Here is a 20,383-nt window from a genome sequence, read left to right as displayed (position 1 = left end):
TCGAGGCGGTTCCTCGACCGTAGGCCGGTGCCCGCGCGCCCCGAACCCCTCCGGGCGGGTGAGCGGGGCCCGGGGGCCTCCTGCGGAGGGGTGAAAGTGCGGCCTCAGGCCTCCGCGACCATGTCGCGGTCCTCGACGACGTCGCGCGCGAGCGTCTTGTAGCCGGCCTCCTCGAACAGCACGGTCACCCGGTCGTCCTCGGTCTCCACGACCGTGCCGTGGCCGAAGGTCGGGTGCTCGAGCGAGGCCGCGCCGAGCGAGTCGTCGGCGTGCTCCTCGGCGGCGACGCCGGCCTCGCAGTTGTCGCAGGTGCCGCAGCGGTCGACCTGCTCGCCCAGGTAGCCCAGCAGGTACGCCGACCGGCACCGCTGCGTGTCGGCGTACTCCCGCACGAGGTCGACGCGGCTGCGCTCGAGCCGCTGCCGGGCCTCGGCCTTCTCGCGGACGGCCGCGACCGTCCGCTCCTCCTCCGGGTCGAGGAGGTCGACCAGGTTGAGCACCCGCTGCGCGGCCTGGCGGCCGAGCCCGGTGGCCTCGGCGACCGCGGCCGGGTCGGCGGGGTCGGCGCCGTCGCGCAGGGCGGCCAGCACCTTCTCCACCGAGCCGCGCCGCGGCACGCCGGCGGCGAAGAACCGGCCCAGCGAGAGGTCCTCGGGCCGGTGCACCAGCAGCACGCCGGCCTCGTCGCCGTCGCGACCCCCGCGCCCGGTCTCCTGCACGTAGTCGTCGAGCGACGGCGGCGCCTCGACGTGCACGACCAGGCGCACGTCGGCCTTGTCGACGCCCATGCCGAACGCGGACGTCGCGACGAGCACGTCGAGCTCGCCCGCCATGAACCGCCGCTGCACGTCGGCCCGGGCCCTGGTCCCGAGCCCGGCGTGGAAGTGCTCGGCGTCGCGGCCGGCGTCGCGCAGGGCCGCCGCGACCTCCTCGGTGGAGCGGCGGGTGCGGGCGTAGACCAGCACCGCGGACCCGGCGGGCTCGGCGTCGACCCGGGCCAGCACGGCCGCCAGCTGCCGGTCGCGGTCGGGCACCTGCTCCACGGCGTAGCGCAGGTTGGGCCGCTGCAGGTCGGTGCTGACCACGAGCGGGTCGTCGAGCCCGAGCCGCTCGACCACCGACGCGCGCACCGGCGGGGCGGCCGTCGCGGTCATCGCGATGACGGGGGCGTCGCCGCCGAGGCGGCGCACGAGGGCGCCGAGGCGGAGGTAGTCGGGACGGAAGTCGTGGCCCCACTCCGAGACGCAGTGCGCCTCGTCGACGCAGACCAGGCCCGGCGGGTGCTGGGCCAGCTCGTCGCCGAGGGCGCCCGCGAGCTGCTCGGGGGCGACCAGGAGCACGTCGAGCGAGCCGTCGGCCACTGCGTCCAGCACCTCGCGGCGCCGGCGCTTGCCCTCGGCCGAGCTCAACCGGGCCGCGGTCAGGCCGGCGGCCTCCAGGTGCTCGACCTGGTCGGCCTGCAGGGCCAGCAGGGGCGAGACGACCAGCGTCCAGCCGTCACGCTCGATCCCGGCGAGCTGGTAGACCAGCGACTTGCCGCCGCCGGTCGGCGCGACCACGAGCACGTCGCGCCCGCCGACCGCGGCGCGGACGGCGTCGACCTGCCAGTCCTGGGGGCGGTCGACGCCGAAGCGGCGGGCCGCGATGCGGATGCCGTCGGACACCGGGTCAGTCCTCCTTGCCCCGGCGCCGCGACACGGCGTCGAAGACGGGTCCGACGAGGCGGTCGTAGGCCCACGGGGCGAACGTGTAGGCGGCCATGATGCCGTAGTTGCTCAGGGAGGTCTGCACGTCGCCGCCGGTACCCGGGATGCGCGGACCCACGCAGTCGAGCACGATCCGCGCGACCCGCTCGGGGCTGATCGTCGGCGGCGGCGGCTGGTTGACGCCGCCCGCGTCGTCGAGGGCGTTGTCGTAGATCGGGGTGTCGACGCTGCCCGGTGACACGTGGCTGATGTGCACGTTGGGCTTGTCGACGTTTTCGACCTGCAGCTGGCGGGCCAGGGCCCGCACGCCCCACTTGCTCACGACGTACGGCGTCATCTCGGGGATCGCGATGTGGCCGAGGAGCGAGCCCACGATGACCAGCGCGCCCTTCTCCTGGCGGCGCAGCACGGGCACCACGTGGCGCGCCACCGTGGCCGTGCCGAGGAGGTTGGTGGAGATGACCGAGGCGAAGTCGTCGGCCGAGACGTCCTCGGTGCGGCCGTAGGTCACGATGCCGGCGCAGTGCAGCACCGCGTCGAGGCGCCCGTGCTGGGCCACGGTCCGCTCGACGACCCCGGCGATCGCGTCGTCGTCGCCCACGTCGGCGGCCTCGACCGTGACCGAGGCCGCGCCGGCCTGCCAGCACCGCTCGGCGACCTCCTCCAGGACCTCCCGGCGGCGGGCGACCAGCACGAGGTGGTGGCTCTCCGAGGCGGCCCGGAGCGCCGTCGCCTCACCGATGCCGCTGCTGGCCCCGGTCACCACCACGACCAGGCCGGGACGGCGCAGCGAGGGCAGGCTGGAGGGCAGCAGGGCCGGCAGCAGCCGGGTCAGCACGGGGACCCCGCAAGGGTGGAGACGAAGGCCCCCCGGGGGGACCTAGCGTCCACGGCATGAGCATCAGCAAGGGCGACACGGTCCACTGGAAGACCTCTCAGGGCAAGACGACGGGCACGGCGGTCGAGAAGAAGACGAAGGAGTTCCAGCACGACGGCCAGAAGTTCAAGGCGAGCGACGACGAGCCCTACTGGATCGTCGAGTCGGAGAAGTCGGGGTCGAAGGCGGCCCACAAGGAGTCGACGCTGGAGAAGGACTGAGGGCCTCCGGTGGCCCTGACCTCTCCCCGGTCGGTCGTGGTCGTCGGCGCCAGCAGCGGCATCGGCCTGGCCACGGCCCACCTGCTGAGCGCCCGCGGCGACCGGCTCGTGCTGGTCGCCCGTGACGAGGCACGTCTGCGCGCCGTGGCCGACGAGCTGCCCGGCCCCGCCGTGGTCGCCGCGGCCGACGTCACCGACGCCGAGGCCGTCGAGCGGGCGGTGGCGGCCGGCGTGGCGGCGTACGGCCAGGTCGACGGGGCGGTGACCACCGCCCAGGCGATGGCCTACGGCACCGTCGAGCAGGTGCCGCCCGAGGTGCTGCGCCGGCTGGTCGACGTCGCCGTCGACGGCACCGCCCACCTGGCCCGCGCCGTGCTCCCCCGCTTCCGCGAGGCCGGCGGCGGGTCGCTGGTCGTGGTCAGCTCGCTGCTGGCCGAGATCGCGGTGCCCTCGATGGGCGCCTACTGCTCGGCCAAGTGGGGCCAGCTCGGCCTCGTGCGCACGCTGCAGACCGAGGTGCGGCACGAGCGCGGCGTCGACGTCAGCCTGGTGCTGCCGGGCGCGGTCGACACCCCGATCTACCGCCAGGCCGCGACGTACGCCGGCCGAGCGGGCTCGGCGCCGCCGCCGGTGGTCTCGCCCGAGCGGGTCGCCGAGGCCGTGGTCAAGCGCCTCGACCACCCGCGCCGCGCCGACCACGTCGGCCCGGTCAACCTGCTCGCCGTGGCGGGCTTCCGCGGCCTGCCGGCGGTCTACGACCTGCTGGTCGGGCCGATGGTCGACCAGGCCGTGCTGCGGGGCCCGCGCTCGGCTGACGACGAGGGCAACGTCTTCCGCGCTCGGCCGGGGGCCGAGCGGCTGCGTGGCGGCTGGACCCTCGCCGGTCGGTTGCGGCGCGGCGGTCGAGCCCGCTGGCGGGGCTGACGGGGCGACGCGGGTCGGGAGGCTCATGAGGCCCTCGACGGTGCCACCGGCCCCCGCCCAGGGTGGACACCCGGAGAGCGACGGTCCGTTGGGGTGAGGGGCCCGTAGGATCGCGCGTCGTGGACCGGGTCGTGCTCGTCGTCGACGCGCCCGGCCTGCTGCACCGCAACCACCACGCCCGGGCCGGGTCCGACCTCCGCGACCAGGGTGGCCGGCCGGCCTGGGCGCTGCACGGCATGCTGCGCCAGGTCGTGGAGGCCATCGACCGGTTCGCGCCCGACCGGGTCGTCTTCGGGTTCGACGACCGCACGGCCTCCCGGCGGGCCGAGGCCTACCCGGCGTACAAAGCCGGGCGGCGGGAGAAGGACGAGACGCTCGTCGAGCAGCTCGACCGGGCGGCGCCGATGCTCTCCGCCGCCGGCCTGCACTGCGTGACACCGGCCGGGCTCGAGGCCGACGACGTCACCGCCTCGGCGGCCGCCTGGGCCTCCCGGCAGGGCTGGCAGTGCGTCGTGGTCACCTCCGACCGCGACTCCTTCGCCCACATCAGCGCGGCCACCCGGGTGCTGCGGCTCATCGACGGCGGCATCCACGGCTCGCCGCTGCTCGACCCGCGCAAGCTGCGCACGATGTACGGCATCGACGCCGCGCAGTACCTCGACTACGCCGCCCTGCGCGGCGACGCCAGCGACAACCTGCCCGGCGTGTCCGGGGTGGGCGAGAAGTCGGCGGCACTGCTGCTCGAGGCCGCGGGCTCGATGGACGCGGTCTGGGCCGACCTCGAGCACGCCGACGGGGCCACGGTGGCGGCCGCGGTCGACTCCCTCTCCCTCGAGGCGGGCGGCCGCCGGGTCGGCGCCGGGTTGGTGCGCAAGCTCGCAGCCCCGGAGGCGCGCGACCAGTTCGACCTCAACCGGCGGATGATGACCGCCGAGACCGACCTCGACCTCGCCCTCGACCCCGCCGCCCCCGGGGGTCCCGGTACGGCGGGCGGCCTGCCCGTCGACGCCGCCCGGGTCGCCCACGTGGTGGGTCACCTCGGCCGGCCCGACACGACCGAGCTGGCCGTGCGCGTCCTGGCGACCCCCGCCGACCCGTCCTAGTCCTACGACGGGTCGGCGCGGTGCGAGGGCGCGCGGGTGGGCTCGACGGTCGGCTCGGGTGTCGGCTCGGGGGTCGAGCCAGGGGTCGCCTCGCGGGTGGTGCTGGCCTTCATCCCGGGGCCGGTGACGGGGGTGTAGTCGTCGGTGGTCGTGTCGACGCGCGGGTCGAGGTCGTCGGCCCGGCGCACGACGTCCTCCTGCTCGGCCTCGGCCCGGGCCAGGTCGCGGTGGGCCTCGGCGGCGGCGTGCTCGGCGCGGTCGGCGCGGGCCCGGGCGTCCTCGGCGGTGCGGTCGGCGACCTCGGCCCGCCGGGCCGCGGCGGCCACGTGCCCCTGCTGGTCGGCCGCGGTGCCACGCAGCTCCTCGGCCGCGGCGAGCCGCTCGGTGCGGCGACGCTCACGACGCCGGCGCAGCGCGACGGCCAGCAGCGCCAGCACCAGGAGGAGGACGACGACGCCGACCACGGTCCACACGACGGCGGTGGTGCTCATGTCACTCCCCCTCCGGCGCGGGGGCGGGCTGGGTCTGCGGGTCCGCCATCGGCTGGTCCGGGTCGAGGCTCGGCACCGTGTCGGGGTGCTCGGGGGTCTCGGGGCTCGCGGGGCTCTCGGGGCTCTCGGGGGTGGTGGTCATCCCTCCACCGTGGCGCGGTGCGCGGGCTCCCTCGACACCCCCGTGGGCGACATCCGGCGGGTGCCCTAGGTTCGTCGCCGTGGACACCGACGAGGTGCTGGCGCTGCTCCGACGGGTGGCGGCCGAGGTCGTCGAGCCCCGCTTCGGCGCCCTGGCCGAGGGCGAGGTGGAGAGCAAGGGCCGGCCCCACGACCTGGTGACGGTGGCCGACCGCGAGGCCGAGGTGCTGATCGCCGCCGAGCTGCGCCGCGCCTGGCCGTCCGCGGTGGTGCTGGGCGAGGAGGCCGCCTCGGCCGACCCCTCGCTGCTGCGCGGCTGGGCCGACGCCCCGCACGCCTTCACCGTCGACCCGGTCGACGGCACCCGGCAGTTCGTCGCCGGCTCCCCCGACCACGCCACGATGGTGGCCGAGCTGCGCTCGGGCGAGGTGGTGCGCAGCTGGATCTGGCAGCCCCAGCACCGCACGGCGTACGTCGCCGAGCGCGGCGCCGGGGCCTGGCGCGACGGCGTGCGGCTGCAGGTCCGGCCCGGCCGGGCGCGCCGGCTGCGGGGCACCGCGACCTGCTGCGGCATCGACTACCCGCGGCTCGCGCAGGGCGAGGCCGGCTGGACGGTGTGGCCCAAGACCAAGCCGTGGGACCACGCGCCCGGCTCGCTGCTGCTCACCGAGGCCGGGGGCTGGGTGGGCTCGCCCACCGGCCGGGCCTACCGCCCGGGCGCACCGCCGCGGGTGCTCGTCGCCCGCGCCGCGCGGCCGTCCTAGAGCCGGGTCGCGACGCGCACCAGGCCCGCGACCCCGACCGAGCGGCTGTGCTGCGGCCAGGCCACCACCGTGGTCACGGTGGGGGCGTCGAGGACGGGCACGGCGGCGACGCCCCCGGGCAGCCCGCCCCGCACCGACTCCGGCAGCACGGCGACGGCCCGCCCGAGCCCGACGAGCTGGAGCAGCCGCGCGGGGTCGGGCACGTCGAGGTCGGGCCCGGGCCAGACCGGCACGCCCAGGTCGGCCAGGTCGGCCAGCACGACCGACCGGCGGGCGGTGACCGGGTGCCCGGACGGCGCGACCAGCACCTGGCCCTCCTGGCCGACCTCCTCGTGGTCGAGGCCGCCGGTGTCGTCGAAGGGCAGGTGCAGCAGGGCCACGTCGGCCCGGCCGTCGCGCAGGGCGTCGGCCTGCTCCCCCGGCGCGCACAGCAGCAGGTCGACCTCGGGGGCGTCCGGCTCGGCGGCGTGCGCGTCGAGGAGCTTGGCCAGCAGCTCGGCCGAGGCCCCGGCCTTGGCCGCGAGCACGACCGAGGGCCGCACGGTGCCCGAGCCGGCCGCGCGGCGGGTGCGCCGCTCTGCCGCGTCGACGGCGGCCAGGGCCGCACGGCCCTCGACGAGCAGCACGGCGCCCGCCTCGGTCGGCTCGACGCCCCGGGGGGTGCGCACGAGCAGCTCGGCGCCCAGCCGCCGCTCGAGCCGGGCGATGGCCCGCGAGAGCGGCGGCTGGGTCATGCCCAGCCGCTGCGCCGCCCGGCCCACGTGCCCCTCCTCGGCGACCGCCACGAAGTAGCGCAGCTCCCGCGTCTCCACCCCGCCACGGTACGCCGCTGGCCCAGCCGCAGCCCGCTGACCTGCGCCGATGCCGATGCCGATGCCGAACGGGTATCAGGTCGCAACGGATCGGTGTTGGCCCGGGGCCGGCGGCTGCGGACACCATCGAGGCATGACCACGACACCCCAGCACCCCACCCCCACCGCCCTCGTCACGGGCGCCAACAAGGGCATCGGCCGCGAGGTCGCCGCCGGGCTGGCCCGCCTCGGCTTCCGGGTCGGCGTCGGTGCCCGCGACCCCCAACGCCTCGCCGACGCCGTCGCCGGCCTGCAGGCCGAGGGGCACGACGTCTTCGCGGTCCCGCTCGACGTCACCGACCAGGCCAGCGTCGACGCGGCCGCCGAGCAGCTCGAGCGCGAGGGTGGGCTCGACGTGCTCGTCAACAACGCCGGCATCACCGGCACCATGCCGCAGGCCCCGACGCAGGTCGACCCCGACAACGTCCGCGCCGTCGTCGAGACCAACGTCATCGGCGTCATCCGGGTGACCAACGCCCTGCTCCCCCTGCTGCGGCGCTCGCCGTCGCCGCGCGTCGTCAACGTCTCCAGCGGCGTGGGCTCCCTGACCCGCCAGTCGACCCCCGGCGGCGACACCGGGCCGCTCTCGGCGGCGTACTCGCCGTCCAAGACGTTCCTCAACGCCGTCACCGTGCAGTACGCCAAGGAGCTGGCCGGCACCGGCGTGCTGGTCAACGCCGGGTGCCCCGGTTTCGTGGCCACCGACCTCAACGGGCACCGCGGCCACCGCACGCCCGAGCAGGGGGCCGCGGTCTTCCTGCGGCTGGCCACCCTGCCCGACGACGGCCCGACCGGGACGTACGTCGAGGACGCCGGCGAGATCCCGTGGTGACCACGTCGGGATAATCTGTACTGTGTTGATCGTCTTTGTTGTCAACACACCGAGGTCCCACGATGCCCCAGCAGCGCCAGCTCCACCTGGGCGGCTTCATGATCGCCAGCCAGGTCACCCACTCCCACGCCGCCTGGCGGCACCCGGCGTCCGACCCCGGCGCCTTCCTGACGCCGGAGTACTACCACCGGATCGGTCGCATCCTCGAGCGCGGCACCTTCGACTTCGTCTTCTTCGCCGACCTGCTGGCGGTGCCGACCAACTACGGCGGCGGGCCCGCAGAGGCGCTGCGCCGCGGCACCCAGGCCAGCGCCACGCTCGACCCGAGTCTGGTCGCGTCCAGCATCGCCGCGGTCACCCAGCACCTCGGCGTGGCCATCACCAAGTCCACGACGTACTTCCACCCCTTCGAGCTGGCGCGCATCTTCAGCACGCTCGACCACCTCAGCAAGGGCCGGGTCGCGTGGAACATCGTCACCTCGCTCAGCAGCTCGGAGGCCCGCAACTTCGGGCTCGAGCAGGCCCTCGACCACGACCTGCGCTACGACCGTGCCCAGGAGTTCGTCGAGGCGGCGGTGAAGCTCTGGGACAGCTGGGACGCCGACGCGCTGGTGCTCGACCAGGCCGCCGGCACCTTCGCCGACCCCGCCAAGGTGCACGCGGCCGACCACGACGGCCTGTTCTACAAGACTCGCGGCCCGCTCCCCACGCCGCGCTCGCCCCAGGGCCGACCGGTCTTCATCCAGGCCGGTTCCTCGGGCAAGGGCAAGGACTTCGCCGCCCGCTGGGCCGAGGCGGTCTTCGAGATCGACCCGACGCCCGAGGGCCGCCGCGCCTACTACGACGACGTCAAGAGCCGCGCCAGCGACCACGGCCGCAACCCCGACCACGTCAAAATCCTCCCGGCCTTCGTGCCCTTCGTCGCCGAGACCGAGTCGATCGCCCGCGAGAAGCAGGCGTTCCACAACGAGCTCGCCGACCCGGTCTCCGGGCTGATGACGCTGTCGGTGCACACCGACCACGACTTCAGCGCCTACGACCTCGACGCGCCCGTCGACCAGGTGCAGGTGGGGGGCAGCCAGGGCTTGTTCAACCTGGCCAAGCGGCTCTCCGACCGCGACAGCCTCACCCTGCGCGACGTCGGCAAGCTCTACGCCCAGGGCGTGATGCTGCCCCAGCTGGTCGGCACCGCCAGCGACGTGGCCGACCAGATCGAGGACGGCTTCCGCAACGGCGAGGCCGACGGCTGGATGCTCTCGTGCGCCCAGTCGCCGGGCACCTTCAACGACTTCGTCGACCTCGTGGTGCCCGAGCTGCGCCGGCGCGGCCTGTTCCGCGAGCGGTACACCGGCACCACGCTGCGCGAGCACCTCGGCCTCCAGGACGCCCCGGTCCCGGTACCCACCGAGGTCCCCGCCGGAGTGCCCGCCGGGCGCTGACGCACCACCCCCGCGGGTCGCCGTGGCCCGGTGGGGTGGTCTGGCAGACTGCCCCTCGTGTCACAGGCGACCCATGGGGAACGGCGTGCGGTCGTGGTGGAGGACGACGAGGACATCCGCTCCTTGATCGAGTTCACGCTCACGACGCAGGGCTTCGAGGTCCGCGCGGCCGAGAGCGGGCTCGACGGGGTCGAGCTGGTCCGCACCTTCGACCCCGACCTGGTCACCCTCGACCTCGGGCTGCCCGGCATCGACGGCATCGAGACCTGCCGCCGCATCCGCGAGCTCACCGACGCCTACGTCGTGATGATCACCGCCCGCGACGACGAGATCGACCGGCTGCTCGGCCTCGAGACCGGCGCCGACGACTTCCTGTCCAAGCCGTTCAGCGTCCGCGAGCTCAAGGCGCGGGTCAACGCGATGTTCCGCCGCCCCCGCCGCGGGTACGACACCGCCGGGTCCGCCGCGGCCGGCGGCGCCCCGGCCCCCGCCTCCGCCGTGCCCGACCACGAGGTGCTCGAGCACGGTCCGCTGCGGGTCGACGTCGACGGCCGCCGGGCCTTCCGCGGAGGCGACGAGCTGGCGCTGACCCGGACCGAGTTCGACCTGCTGACCGAGCTGATGCGCACCCCGGCGCGGGTGTGGACCCGCGAGGCGCTGCTGCGCTCGGTCTGGGGCACCGACTGGGCCACCGACACCCACCTGGTCGAGGTCCACATCGGCAACCTGCGCCGCAAGCTCGGCGAGGCACCCACCACGGCCGGCTTCATCCGCACCGTGCGCGGTGTCGGCTACCGCATGGAGGCGCTCGACGCCTGAGCGTCGTGGTCCCTCGTTCCCCCGGGACGTGGCCGGCCGGCGTCAGGCGCTGAGCCGGGCCCGCGCGAGGTAGGCGTCGATGGCCTCGCCGGCACGGGTGGCGGCCGCGGGCAGCAGCAGCGCCTGCGACCGGGCCCCGGGCAGGTCGCTGACCCGCAGGTCGGCCTCGACCCCGGAGGCGAGGTCGGCGAGCTCGTGCGCGCCGGTCATCGTCGAGGACACCTTGAGGCTGAGCACCGCGTCGAGGCAGTCGCCCCACGGGTCGGTGTCCTCCTCGGGGGCGAGGACGGTCGCCAGGACGCGCGCGACGCGCCGCGGCAGCAGCCGTCGGTACGTCGCCGCGTGCTCGAGCACGAAGCCGCGGCCCGCCGCGTCGTCGGCGAGCCGGTGCAGCGTCCCTGCGTCGAACACCGTCACTGGCGACCCCTCCCCTCGGTGTACGTCGACCATCCTGAGCCCCCCGCATCAGGGTGGGGCGTGCGTCGGCTCAAGGAACCCGCAAGGTGTCCGGACCGACCGCTGGAGCCCGTCCGCGCTGGGTAGGGGCCGGCGCGGCGGACGTCGGGGCATGACGACGGGCCGCGGCCTCTGGGGGGTTCGGCCGCGACCCGTCGTGACGGATTCTTCCACAGGATGTTCGTCCCGGGAAAGGCGTCACCAGAAGACGCGATCGACCACCCCGTGGGCCTGTCGCATGACGCGGAGGTGGTCGTTGACCATCTCGTCGGTGCTGCCCGGGGGGTAGCCGAGGATGCTGGCCACGGCCGCCCGCTCGCGGGTGTCACGGGGCAGCTCGTCGCTCGACTTGGCCCGGGCCAGGGTGACGGCGTTGCGGGTGCGGCTGACGGTGCGCCAGGCGTGGGCGAGCAGGTCGGCGTCGGCGGGGTCGAGGAGCTCGGCGTCGCGGGCCGCCTCGAGCGCGGTGAGGGTGCGGGGCGTGCGCAGCGCGGCGACCTCACCGGCGTGGCGCATCTGGAGCAGCTGCACCGTCCACTCGATGTCGGCCAGTCCCCCGCGCCCGAGCTTGAGGTGGGTGGCCGGGTCGGCCCCCCGGGGCAACCGCTCCTGGTCGACGCGGGCCTTGATCCGGCGCACCTCGAGCACGTCGTCGTCGGACAGGCCGGCCTCGGGGTAGCGCAGCGGGTCGACCAGCGCGTGGAAGTCCTGCCGCACGCCCAGGTCGCCCACCACGGCGTCGGCCCGCAGCAGCGCCTGCGCCTCCCACACGTGCGACCAGCGCGCGTAGTAGGCGGCGTAGGAGTCGAGGGTGCGCATGAGCGCACCTTGGCGGCCCTCGGGGCGCAGGTCGGCGTCGACGGTGAGGGCCGGGTCGCTGCCGGGCAGGGCCAGCTGGCGGCGCAGCTCGTTGGCCACCGCGGTGGCGTACGACGACGCCGCCTGCGGGTCGGCGCCCTCGACCGGGACGTGCACGAACAGCACGTCGGCGTCGCTGCCGTAGGACAGCTCGAACCCGCCGTAGCGGCCCATGGCGACCACGGCCATCCGGGTCGGCGCTTCGTCGAGGCCGCGCTGGGCCCGCACCGAGCGGCCGGCCGCCTCCAGCGTCGCCTCGAGGGTCGCGTCGGTGGTACGGCTCAGCGCGGCACCCACCTGGGCCACGTCGACCAGCCCGAGCACGTCGGCCGAGGCGACCCGCAGCAGCTCGCGCCGGCGTACGGCGCGGGCGGCGCGGACCGCCTTGTCGACGTCGTCCTGGCGGCCGGCCGTGGCCCGCATCTCCTCCAGCATCGCCTCGGCGGTCTGGGGCGCGAGGTCGTCGGCCAGCATCCGCACACCCTGCGGCTCTCGCTCGAGCAGGCCGGTGACGTAGCGGGAGGTGGAGAGCAGGTGGGCCAGCCGCTCGGCGACCTCGCCCTCGTCGCGCAGGGTCGCGAGGTACCACGGCGAGGCGCCGAGGGCCTCGCTGAGCCGGCGGAAGCCGAACAGGCCGGCGTCGGGGTCGGCGCCCTCGGCGAACCAGGCCAGCATCGCCGGCAGCAGCGCGCGCTGCAGCAGGGCCCGCCGGGAGACGCCGGCGGTCAGGGCCTCGAGGTTGCGCAGCGCGGCCTGCGGGTCGGCGTAGCCGAGCGCGGCCAGGCGCTTGCCGGCGGCCTCGGAGGACAGCCGCACCTCGCCGCTGTGGACGCGGGCGACCGCGGTGAGCAGGGGCCGGTAGAAGAGCTTCTCGTGCAGGCGCCGCACCTCGCGGCGGTGGTGCTCCCAGACCTTGGCCAGGGTCTCCTCGGGCTCCTTGGTGAAGCCCAGGCTGCGCCCGAGGCGGCGCAGCGCGGCCGGGTCGTCGGGCACGACGTGCGTGCGGTGCAGGCGGTGCAGCTGGATGCGGTGCTCGAGGGTGCGCAGGAAGGCGTAGGCCTCGTGCAGCGCGTCGCCGTCCTCCCGGCCGACGTACCCGAGCTCGGTGAGGGCGGCGAGCGCGCTCAGCGTGGTGGAGGCGCGGATGCCCTCGTCGGCGCGGCCGTGGACCAGCTGCAGCAGCTGCACGGCGAACTCGACGTCGCGCAGCCCGCCGGAGCCGAGCTTGAGCTGCCGCTCGGCCTCCTTGGCCGGGATGTGGTCGACCACGCGGCGGCGCATCGCCTGCACCTCGGCCACGAACCCGTCGCGGTCGGCGACGGTCCACACCATCGGCTCCACCAGGGCGGTGAACCGGCGGCCCAGCTCGAGGTCGCCGGCCACGGCGCGGGCCTTGAGGAGAGCCTGGAACTCCCACGGCGACGCCCAGCGCTCGTAGTAGCCCTGGTGGCTGGCCAGCGTGCGGGTGAGCGGCCCGTTGCGGCCCTCGGGACGCAGGTTGGCGTCGACGGGCCAGATGGTGCCCTCGGCGGTGTGGTCGGAGCAGACCTGCATGAGCTGGCCGGCCAGCCTGGTCGCGGCCCGCAGCGCCGTGCCCTCGGCGGCGCCCTCGACGGGCTCGTGGCAGAAGATCACGTCGACGTCGGAGACGTAGTTGAGCTCGTGGCCGCCGCACTTGCCCATCGCGACGACCGCGAGGCGCACCGAGGCGGCGTCGTCGCCGACCCGCTGGCGGGCGACGGCGAGCGCGGCGTCGAGGGTGCCGGCGGCGAGGTCGGCCAGCTCGGCGGCGGTGTCGTCGACCCCGAGGCCGTGGGCCAGGTCGCGCGCGGCGAGGCGCAGCAGGACCCGGCGGTACTCGACCCGCAGCGCGTCGACGGCCTCCGCGTCGGGCCGGGTCGCGACCGGGGTGTCGGCGGCGGGATCGGCGCCGACGGCCTCGAGCAGCCCCGCCCGCACGGCGTACGCCGCGGGCCGGGTCGAGCCGAGCGTGGGGTCGGTGAGCTCGCGCCAGTGGCCGGGGTGGCGGACCAGGTGGTGGGCCAGGGCGTCGCTGGCGCCGAGCACGCACAGCAGCCGCATCGCGGTGCCCTCGTCGTCGACCAGCGCGGAGAGCAGCGCCGCCTTCTCCTCCGGCCCCTCCCCCACCTCCGCGGCCTCGGTGAGCCGCACCAGGCAGGCCAGCGCCTCGTCGGGGTCGGCGGTGCGGCCCAGGAGCGCCACGAGGGGCTCGGCAGCGTCCTCGAGGGCGGTCAGGTGGCCGCGGGCGCGGTCGGTGTCGAGGAACCCGAGCCGGAGCAGCTGGCCCTTGCCGGTGCCGGGGCGGCTCATGCGCCCGCCTGCCGGGCCAGGGCCTGCGCCAGCGCGCGGCCGTCGTGCTCGAGCGCCGGCTCGGCGGCCTCGACCTCGGCCACCGTGGCGGCCACGGCACCCGCTCCCGGGCCGGCGCCCTGCCGCTTGTCGGTGTCGTGGCGTGCCCACCCGCCGAACACCTCGGCGTCGGCCTCCGGGTGCCACTGCACGCCCCACACCGTCGGGGCGAACCGGGCCGCCTGCAGCTCTCCCTCCGGCGTGCGGGCCAGGTCGACCGCCGCGGCGGGCGGGTCGAGCACGACGTCCTGGTTGGAGAAGACCGCCGGCGCGGTGACGGTGCCGACCAGCGGGTCGGCGCGCCCGGCGTCGGTGTGGCCGACGGCGCGCAGGCCCGACCGCTTGCCGAGCGGGTTGCGCCCCACCCGGCCGCCGAGCGCGAGGGCGGCGAGCTGGTGGCCGAGGCACACGCCCAGGGCCGGCACGGACTCCTCGGCGGCGTGGACCAGCAGCCGGCGGACGTCGGCGAGCCACGGCACCGTGTCGTCGAAGGCGTCCATCGTGCCCCCGAGCACCAGCAGGGCGTCGTACCCGTCGGGGCGGAGGGTGGCCGGGAGCGCGTCGCCGGCGTACGGGCGGACGACGTCGACCTGGCAGCCGGACTCGACCAGCCACCCGCCGAGCCGGGCCGGCGGGCACAGGGCCTCGTGCTCGACGGTGAGCACCCGGACGGTCATCGATCCCTCCTCCGGCCCACGGGGGCTCAGATGACCGGCAGCATCTGGTCGCGCTCGAAGGCCGAGACCTGGCCGCGGTAGGCGTCCCACTCCGCGCGCTTGTTGCGCAGGAAGAAGTCGAAGACGCTCTCGCCGAGGGTCTCGGCCAGCAGCTCGCTGTTCTCCGCGATGGCGATGGCCTCGTTGAGGTTCTTGGGCAGCGGGTCGATGCCGAGGCTCTTGCGCTCGCGCTCGGTCAGGCTCCAGACGTCGTCCTCGGCCTCGCGCGGCAGCTCGTAGCCCTCCTCGATGCCCCTCAGCCCGGCGGCCAGCACCACGGCGTAGGCGAGGTAGGGGTTGCAGGCCGGGTCGAGGGTGCGCAGCTCCACGCGGGTCGAGGCGCCCTTGAGCGGCTTGTACATCGGCACCCGGACCATCGCGGAGCGGTTGTTGTGGCCCCAGCAGATGTAGGACGGCGCCTCGCCCCCGAACATCATCCGCTTGTAGGAGTTGACCCACTGGTTGGTCACGACGCTGATCTCCGGCGCGTGCTGCAGGATGCCGGCGATGAAGCGGCGGCCGGTCTGGCTCAGCTGGTACTCGGCGCCGGCCTCGTAGAAGGCGTTCTGGTCGCCCTCGAAGAGGCTGAGGTGGGTGTGCATGCCCGAGCCCGGGTGGGTCGTGAACGGCTTGGGCATGAAGCTGGCCCAGATTCCCTGGCTGAGCGCGACCTCTCGGATGACGGTGCGGAAGGTCATGATGTTGTCAGCGGTCGAGAGCGCGTCGGCGTAGCGCAGGTCGATCTCCTGCTGCCCCGGCCCGGCCTCGTGGTGGCTGAACTCCACCGAGATGCCCATCGCCTCGAGCATGGTGATGGCCTCGCGCCGGAAGTCGGCCCCCATCGACTGCGCCGTGTGGTCGAAGTAGCCGCTGCGGTCGACCGGCACCGGGTCGGCGCCCGGCTGCGGTGAGTCCTTGAACAGGTAGAACTCGATCTCGGGGTGGGTGTAGAAGGTGAACCCCGACTCGGCCGCCTTGGCCAGGGTGCGCTTGAGGACGTAGCGCGGGTCGGCGTACGACGGCGAGCCGTCGGGCATCACGATGTCGCAGAACATCCGCGCCGTCGACGGGCCCTCGGCCCGCCACGGCAGGATCTGGAACGTCGTCGGGTCGGGCAGCGCGAGCATGTCGGCCTCGTAGACGCGGGCGAAGCCCTCGATGGCCGACCCGTCGAACCCGATGCCCTCCTCGAACGCCGCCTCGAGCTCCGCCGGCGCGACCGCCACCGACTTCAAGAACCCCAGCACGTCGGTGAACCACAGCCGCACGAACCGGACGTCACGCTCCTCGAGCGCCCGCAGCACGAAGTCCTCTTGCTTGCCCATGGGCGTGAGCCTAGGGGCGGGCCAGAGGCCGTGGGGAACCACCCGACCCAGAAGGGGCGAGACCCGTGGAGGTGCCAGCCAGGCTCCACGCAGTGGCGCTGAGACGAGGCCTCAGCGAGCACGGTGGCCGAGCACGAGCGATGTCCAGGGCGTCAGCGCCGATGCGCCCGACCGTGCCGAGAGTCGCGCGGCACGTCTATGGCGCGACAGCAACGGCGCTGACAGCATCGACTCATGATTGAGACCGCCGAGGAGTTCGTTCGTCTACGCACGAGCGAGGACCCGGACGACTACAACCGTGCGGCGCGTGAAGAGGCGAGTGAAGCCACTTGGCGGGACGTTGTTGACCGGTTTCCCGAGATGCGGGTGTGGGTCGCTCACAACAAGACAGTGCCGCTGAGCGTCTTGGAGATTCTTCGGAAGGACCCTGACGAGCGGGTGGTCTGCATGGTCCGAATAAAGCGGTCATGGGCGCGAGCCCATCCTGATGACTCCGCTCGACAGGGCACCACAGCGGACGTAACGCCCTAGGAATTCGCCCGACCATGCCGGGAGTTGGGCGCGGACTGTCGCCGCCCGACCCAGACTGAGGGCGAGTGACTGACGAGTCCTGGCGACCGCTCGGATTCACTGGACGACGCGGAGGCGGACCACGGGCCGGTCGCCGCCGGTTCCGGGAGCCGGGGCGGCGCCGTCACATCGGTGGTGGGCCACGCCGGCGCGGCTCGGGACTGCTGGGAACGGTGGGCCCACAGGGCTCTCCACAGCGTCGATCGACCGAGCGCGGCGGTGACCGGCGGCACCCCACCGGACCCGGCGGCAGACCGCCAGGGACCCTGGGTCGTCGTGGAGGCCACCGAGCGGCTCGTGGCGGTCGACCCGGGCTGCGCACCCCACCACCTCACGTGCGAGCCGCCGGTGCCGGCACCCGTCACCCCCTGACCCGGTCGTCGTCGGGGTCACCGTCATCGGCGCCGGCGAGCGGCGGGCTCAGTCGTCGGCGTCGAGGGTCTTCTCCTCCAGGTCGGAGACCGTGGGCCGGCCCCCGTTGCAGAAGACCTCCACCTCGACCGAGCGGGCGCCGGCGGCCAGCACCGCGTCGACGTCGTCGTCGGGCCCGGCCTCGTAGCTCACGACCCGCCACCCGGCCGCGGGCTCGGGCCGCACCGCGGTGGCCACCGCTCCCTGGCAGGTCACGGTGAAGGAGCCGTAGTCGCCGGTGACGGTGTCCTCGACCGCGGCCGCCCCCGGGTCGGCCACCAGGTCGCCCTCGCCGTCGGTCCGCGCGTCGCGCACCGCCTGTGCCCCGCCGGTCAGCGGGCCACGGTCGCGCACGCTGGCGCCGACGCCGGTGACGGCGACCAGCCCGACGGTGACGGCCGCCGCGGCCGCGACGACCCATGCGACGACGTACCCGAGGGCGCGGGGGAAGGGACGGGCCACGCGGCGATCCTGCCAGGCGGGGCGAGGCCGGTAGGTTCGGCGCCGTGACGCAGGTGCTGATCATCGAGGACGACGCCCGCATCCGCCCGCTGCTGGTGCGCTCGCTCGACGAGCGGGGGTACGCCGTCGCCTCGGCCTCGACCGGCATGCAGGGCCTGCAGATGGCCGTCGACACCAAGCCGGACCTCGTCATCCTCGACCTCGGGCTGCCCGACGTCGACGGCACGCAGGTGCTCTCGATGCTGCGCGCGGTCAGCGACGTGCCGGTCATCGTGGCCAGCGCCCGCGACGACGACCCGTCGCTCGTGGGCTGCCTCGACGCCGGCGCCGACGACTACGTCGTCAAGCCCTACACGACCGCCCAGCTCGAGGCCCGCATCCGGGCCGTGATGCGGCGCGCGAGCTCCGGGAGCGGCCCGCGACGGGCGGTGATCGAGCTCGGTGACCTCGTCGTCGACGTCGCCGCGCGCCAGGCCGTGCTGGCGGGCGAGGTGCTCGACCTCAGCCCGCGGGAGTTCGACCTGCTGCGGCACCTGGCCGAGCGGCCGGGCGAGGTCGTGACCAAGCGCGACCTCCTCGTGCACGTGTGGCAGCAGCCGTGGGGCGGGTCCGACAAGACCGTCGACGTCCACCTCTCGTGGCTGCGCCGCAAGCTGGGCGAGTCGGCGTCCGCACCCCGCTTCCTGCACACGGTGCGGGGGGTCGGCGTACGTCTCGACGTGCCGGGTCCCGGCTGATGCGCCGCAGCCTGATCCTCACCGTCGCCGCGGCGGTGAGCATGGTCCTGCTCGCGATGCTGGTGCCGATGGCGGTGCTGCTGCGCAGCTACGTCCTGGAGGACCGGCTCGCCCGCGCGGCCGTCGAGGTGCAGACGACCGAGAGCGTGGTCTCCACCGGCGACGTCGGCCGCATCAACCTGTACGTCGAGGGCGTCAACGAGGGCGGTGACAGCACGACGACGGTGGTGCTGCCCGACGGCACGGCGATCGGCCCGGCGCCCGACCCCGACGAGTCGGTGCGCATCGCCGAGGCCCGCACGGGAGTCGCGCGGGTCGACGACGTCGACGGCGGGTCGGTGATCCTGGTGCCGGTCTCGCTCGGGCAGAGCACCGCGGCCGCCTCGGAGACCCCGGTGGTGCGGGTGTTCGTGCGGGCGCCCGGCTGGGAGGCGCCGCTCGTGCGGAGCTGGCTGATCCTGCTCGCCCTCGGGCTGGCGCTGCTCGTCGGCGCCCTGGTGCTGGCCGACCGGCTGGGTCGCTCGTTCGTGACGCCGATCCGCGAACTGGCGGGGTACGCCGGCCGGCTGGGCGTCGACGGCCGCCGCGAGCCCCCGCCGCCCGACGGTCCCGCGGAGGTCCGCGAGCTCGGCGTCACGCTGCACCGCCTCGTCGACCGCGTCGAGGTGCTGCTGGAGCGCGAGCGGGCCGGCATGGCCGACCTCTCGCACCGGCTGCGCACGCCGGTGACCGCGCTGCGGCTGCGGGTCGACGCGCTCGCCGACCCCGAGGAGCGGACCCGGGTCGGTGAGGAGCTCGACCGGCTCCAGGCGACGGTCGACGCCGTGGTGCGCGAGGCCCGGCGCTCGGAGCGCGAGGGCCTGACCGGTGTCGTCGACGGGGTCGAGGCACTCGTCGCGCGGGCGCGGTGGTGGGAGCCGCTGGCCGAGGACCAGGGCCGGCCGTGGGAGCTGCGCTCCACCGCGACCGGGCCGGTCGTCGTGCGCGCCGGGGCCGACGACCTGGTGGCCCTCGTCGACGTGCTGCTCGACAACGCGTTCAGCCACACCCCCGACGACGCCGCCGTGCGGGTGACGGTGGCCGACGCCCCGGGCGGGCTGTCGCTGGTCGTCGAGGACGGTGGACCCGGCCTGCCGGAGGGCGTGGACGTGCTCGGCCGCGGCACGTCGGGCGGCGGGTCGACCGGGCTCGGGCTCTCCATCGCCGACCGCACCGCGGCCGGGTCGGGCGGCCGGCTCGAGCTGGGCCGGTCTCCCGACCTCGGCGGCGCGCGGGTCGAGGTCGTGCTCGGCGGCTAGGCGACGCGCACGCTGGACCCGCACGCGGTGCGGGTGCCGACGCGCTTGGCGCTGAACGAGAACCGCTCGTCGCCCGTGGTGCCGCGCACGGTGCGCTCGACGTCGTCGACGTCGCCGGTGCGGTCGGCGCGCCGGACGACGTCGGCGACGACGCGGCCCTCGTGCCGGACGACGATCTTCCAGCGGCTGCCGGGCTTGACGCCGTCGACGTCGACGGAGACCTCGTAGCGGCCGTCCTCGCGGTCGGCCGAGAGGTCGTAGGTCCCGCCGCCGCAACGCCCGAGGCGGTCGACGTCGGCGTGCGCGGCTGGTGCGGCGAGGGCCAGTACGGCGACGGTGGCCGGCGCGGCGAGCAGGGTGGTGGCGGTCAGGGTGGCGGTGGTGCGCTTCATGGCGTGGTCCTCTTCTGGTGGTGGGTGGGGCTCGGTGGGTGGGGCTCAGCGGGTCGCGGAGGCGACGCAGGGCTCGCCCTGCTCGGGGGTGGCGGTGACCCGGAAGGCGGTGGCGCCGCCCTCGTCGACCGGGGCGTCGAGGTCGAGCTCGCCGTCCTCGTCGGTGGTGCGCTCGCCCTCGAGCACGGTGGCGTCGCCCTGGGTGACCTCGACGGTCCACACCTCGCCGGGGCCCGAGGACTGGAGCTCGTAGCTCAGCTCCAGCCCGCCGTCGTCCTCCTCCACCGTCAGCTCGTACGCGGCACCACCGCACGCCCCGCGCGCGGTGGTGCCGTCGTCGTCGGCCACGGCGACCCACGTGCCCGCGCCGACCCCGGCGACGGCCAGGATCCCGACGACCCCTGCGGCGACCTTCTTCCTCATGCTGCTCTCCCTCGTGCTGTGGCTGGTGACGAGAGAGAGGTTCGCGCGGGAGCGGCTAAGGGCGTGCCAGCCGTGGGCTAAGGCTGGGTTAAGGCTGCGGTCGGGTGGTCTCGAGACGGGACTCCGTCCCTCCTCGACCACCGTGAGGTCGAGACCGGACCGCTGCGGTCACTTGGTCTCGAGACGGGACTCCGTCC

General features: G+C 75.1%; 22 protein-coding genes. 10 read left to right on the top strand and 12 right to left on the bottom strand.

The features are described 5' to 3' along the window. Positions 1-104: 104 nt before the first annotated feature. Both FJQ57_RS20415 and FJQ57_RS20410 read right to left on the bottom strand, forming a co-directional pair. The gene (locus FJQ57_RS20415) at positions 105-1,664 is read right to left on the bottom strand and encodes a RecQ family ATP-dependent DNA helicase (protein ID WP_139983925.1); all 1,560 of its coding nucleotides are present in this window, start codon (positions 1,662-1,664) and stop codon (positions 105-107) included. 4 nt (positions 1,665-1,668) lie between these two features. Further along, entirely contained in the window at positions 1,669-2,544 is an 876-nt protein-coding gene (locus FJQ57_RS20410; protein ID WP_139983923.1) for an SDR family NAD(P)-dependent oxidoreductase, read from the bottom strand. Positions 2,545-2,600: 56 nt separating this feature from the next. Here FJQ57_RS20410 and FJQ57_RS20405 point away from each other — a divergent pair, with 56 nt between their 5' ends. The 3 genes from FJQ57_RS20405 (at position 2,601) to FJQ57_RS20395 (ending at position 4,831) form a co-directional block, all read left to right on the top strand. Then, the gene (locus FJQ57_RS20405; protein ID WP_139983921.1) at positions 2,601-2,804 is read left to right on the top strand and encodes a hypervirulence associated TUDOR domain-containing protein; all 204 of its coding nucleotides are present in this window, start codon (positions 2,601-2,603) and stop codon (positions 2,802-2,804) included. A gap of 9 nt (positions 2,805-2,813) precedes the next feature. Then, entirely contained in the window at positions 2,814-3,728 is a 915-nt protein-coding gene (locus FJQ57_RS20400) for an SDR family NAD(P)-dependent oxidoreductase (RefSeq protein WP_139983919.1), read from the top strand. A 119-nt stretch (positions 3,729-3,847) separates the two neighbouring features. Then, the gene (locus FJQ57_RS20395; protein ID WP_139983917.1) at positions 3,848-4,831 is read left to right on the top strand and encodes a 5'-3' exonuclease; all 984 of its coding nucleotides are present in this window, start codon (positions 3,848-3,850) and stop codon (positions 4,829-4,831) included. Between the two features lie 2 nt (positions 4,832-4,833). On the opposite strand, the gene FJQ57_RS20390 is transcribed toward FJQ57_RS20395, so the two are convergent. Together FJQ57_RS20390 and FJQ57_RS22720 are read right to left on the bottom strand one after the other, a co-directional pair. After that, positions 4,834-5,322 carry a hypothetical protein gene (locus FJQ57_RS20390; protein ID WP_139983915.1) on the bottom strand — a complete coding sequence of 163 codons (489 nt, stop codon included), beginning with the start codon at positions 5,320-5,322 and terminating at the stop codon, positions 4,834-4,836. Position 5,323: 1 nt separating this feature from the next. Beyond that, complete coding sequence (locus FJQ57_RS22720; protein ID WP_170219534.1) at positions 5,324-5,464, bottom strand: hypothetical protein; 141 nt, start codon at positions 5,462-5,464, stop codon at positions 5,324-5,326. Between the two features lie 79 nt (positions 5,465-5,543). Between FJQ57_RS22720 and FJQ57_RS20385 the strand changes: the two genes are divergently transcribed. Next, a complete protein-coding gene (locus FJQ57_RS20385) occupies positions 5,544-6,227 on the top strand; it encodes an inositol monophosphatase family protein (protein WP_139983913.1) in 684 nt (227 codons plus the stop codon). On the opposite strand, the gene FJQ57_RS20380 is transcribed toward FJQ57_RS20385, so the two are convergent. Further along, the gene (locus FJQ57_RS20380; protein WP_139983911.1) at positions 6,224-7,039 is read right to left on the bottom strand and encodes a LysR family transcriptional regulator; all 816 of its coding nucleotides are present in this window, start codon (positions 7,037-7,039) and stop codon (positions 6,224-6,226) included. The two genes, FJQ57_RS20385 and FJQ57_RS20380, sit on opposite strands and share 4 nt — an antisense overlap. Positions 7,040-7,172: 133 nt before the next feature. Between FJQ57_RS20380 and FJQ57_RS20375 the strand changes: the two genes are divergently transcribed. The 3 genes from FJQ57_RS20375 (at position 7,173) to FJQ57_RS20365 (ending at position 10,168) form a co-directional block, all read left to right on the top strand. Continuing rightward, on the top strand, positions 7,173-7,910 hold the full coding sequence (locus FJQ57_RS20375; protein WP_139983909.1) for an SDR family oxidoreductase: 738 nt from the start codon (positions 7,173-7,175) through the stop codon (positions 7,908-7,910). Positions 7,911-7,972: 62 nt separating this feature from the next. Next, positions 7,973-9,349, top strand: coding sequence for an LLM class flavin-dependent oxidoreductase (locus FJQ57_RS20370; protein WP_139983906.1), 1,377 nt, complete (start codon positions 7,973-7,975; stop codon positions 9,347-9,349). 57 nt (positions 9,350-9,406) lie between these two features. Beyond that, positions 9,407-10,168, top strand: a complete 762-nt coding sequence (locus tag FJQ57_RS20365; protein ID WP_139983904.1) for a response regulator transcription factor — start codon at positions 9,407-9,409, stop codon at positions 10,166-10,168. Between the two features lie 42 nt (positions 10,169-10,210). On the opposite strand, the gene FJQ57_RS20360 is transcribed toward FJQ57_RS20365, so the two are convergent. The 4 genes from FJQ57_RS20360 to FJQ57_RS20345 form a co-directional block, all read right to left on the bottom strand. Continuing rightward, positions 10,211-10,585 (bottom strand): hypothetical protein, encoded by a 375-nt coding sequence (locus tag FJQ57_RS20360; protein ID WP_139983902.1) that lies wholly within the window; start codon positions 10,583-10,585, stop codon positions 10,211-10,213. Between the two features lie 237 nt (positions 10,586-10,822). Next, complete coding sequence (locus FJQ57_RS20355; RefSeq protein WP_139983900.1) at positions 10,823-13,813, bottom strand: bifunctional [glutamine synthetase] adenylyltransferase/[glutamine synthetase]-adenylyl-L-tyrosine phosphorylase; 2,991 nt, start codon at positions 13,811-13,813, stop codon at positions 10,823-10,825. Beyond that, the gene (locus tag FJQ57_RS20350) at positions 13,810-14,529 is read right to left on the bottom strand and encodes a type 1 glutamine amidotransferase (protein ID WP_139983898.1); all 720 of its coding nucleotides are present in this window, start codon (positions 14,527-14,529) and stop codon (positions 13,810-13,812) included. Before FJQ57_RS20350 ends, FJQ57_RS20355 begins: the two co-directional genes overlap by 4 nt. A gap of 26 nt (positions 14,530-14,555) precedes the next feature. Continuing rightward, positions 14,556-15,893 (bottom strand): glutamine synthetase family protein, encoded by a 1,338-nt coding sequence (locus tag FJQ57_RS20345; RefSeq protein WP_139983896.1) that lies wholly within the window; start codon positions 15,891-15,893, stop codon positions 14,556-14,558. 234 nt (positions 15,894-16,127) lie between these two features. Between FJQ57_RS20345 and FJQ57_RS20340 the strand changes: the two genes are divergently transcribed. Beyond that, positions 16,128-16,424 (top strand): hypothetical protein, encoded by a 297-nt coding sequence (locus FJQ57_RS20340; RefSeq protein WP_139983894.1) that lies wholly within the window; start codon positions 16,128-16,130, stop codon positions 16,422-16,424. A gap of 459 nt (positions 16,425-16,883) precedes the next feature. On the opposite strand, the gene FJQ57_RS20335 is transcribed toward FJQ57_RS20340, so the two are convergent. After that, the gene (locus tag FJQ57_RS20335; protein WP_139983892.1) at positions 16,884-17,336 is read right to left on the bottom strand and encodes a hypothetical protein; all 453 of its coding nucleotides are present in this window, start codon (positions 17,334-17,336) and stop codon (positions 16,884-16,886) included. Positions 17,337-17,380: 44 nt separating this feature from the next. Between FJQ57_RS20335 and FJQ57_RS20330 the strand changes: the two genes are divergently transcribed. Together FJQ57_RS20330 and FJQ57_RS20325 are read left to right on the top strand one after the other, a co-directional pair. Then, positions 17,381-18,073: a response regulator transcription factor gene (locus FJQ57_RS20330; protein WP_139983890.1), complete on the top strand. Its 693-nt coding sequence runs from the start codon at positions 17,381-17,383 to the stop codon at positions 18,071-18,073. Beyond that, entirely contained in the window at positions 18,073-19,371 is a 1,299-nt protein-coding gene (locus FJQ57_RS20325) for an ATP-binding protein (protein ID WP_139983888.1), read from the top strand. The genes FJQ57_RS20330 and FJQ57_RS20325 overlap by 1 nt, the downstream gene beginning before the upstream one ends. Here FJQ57_RS20325 and FJQ57_RS20320 read toward each other — a convergent pair. Both FJQ57_RS20320 and FJQ57_RS20315 read right to left on the bottom strand, forming a co-directional pair. Beyond that, positions 19,368-19,763, bottom strand: coding sequence for a hypothetical protein (locus FJQ57_RS20320; protein WP_139983886.1), 396 nt, complete (start codon positions 19,761-19,763; stop codon positions 19,368-19,370). The two genes, FJQ57_RS20325 and FJQ57_RS20320, sit on opposite strands and share 4 nt — an antisense overlap. Positions 19,764-19,808: 45 nt before the next feature. Beyond that, complete coding sequence (locus tag FJQ57_RS20315) at positions 19,809-20,186, bottom strand: hypothetical protein (RefSeq protein WP_139983884.1); 378 nt, start codon at positions 20,184-20,186, stop codon at positions 19,809-19,811. Positions 20,187-20,383 lie beyond the last annotated feature (197 nt).

The organism is Nocardioides litoris, from assembly GCF_006346315.1.
GTDB classification, from domain to species: Bacteria; Actinomycetota; Actinomycetes; order Propionibacteriales; family Nocardioidaceae; genus Nocardioides; species Nocardioides litoris.
Note: the sequence above shows the minus strand (reverse complement) of the source record. Positions and strands in the feature narration are given on the sequence as shown.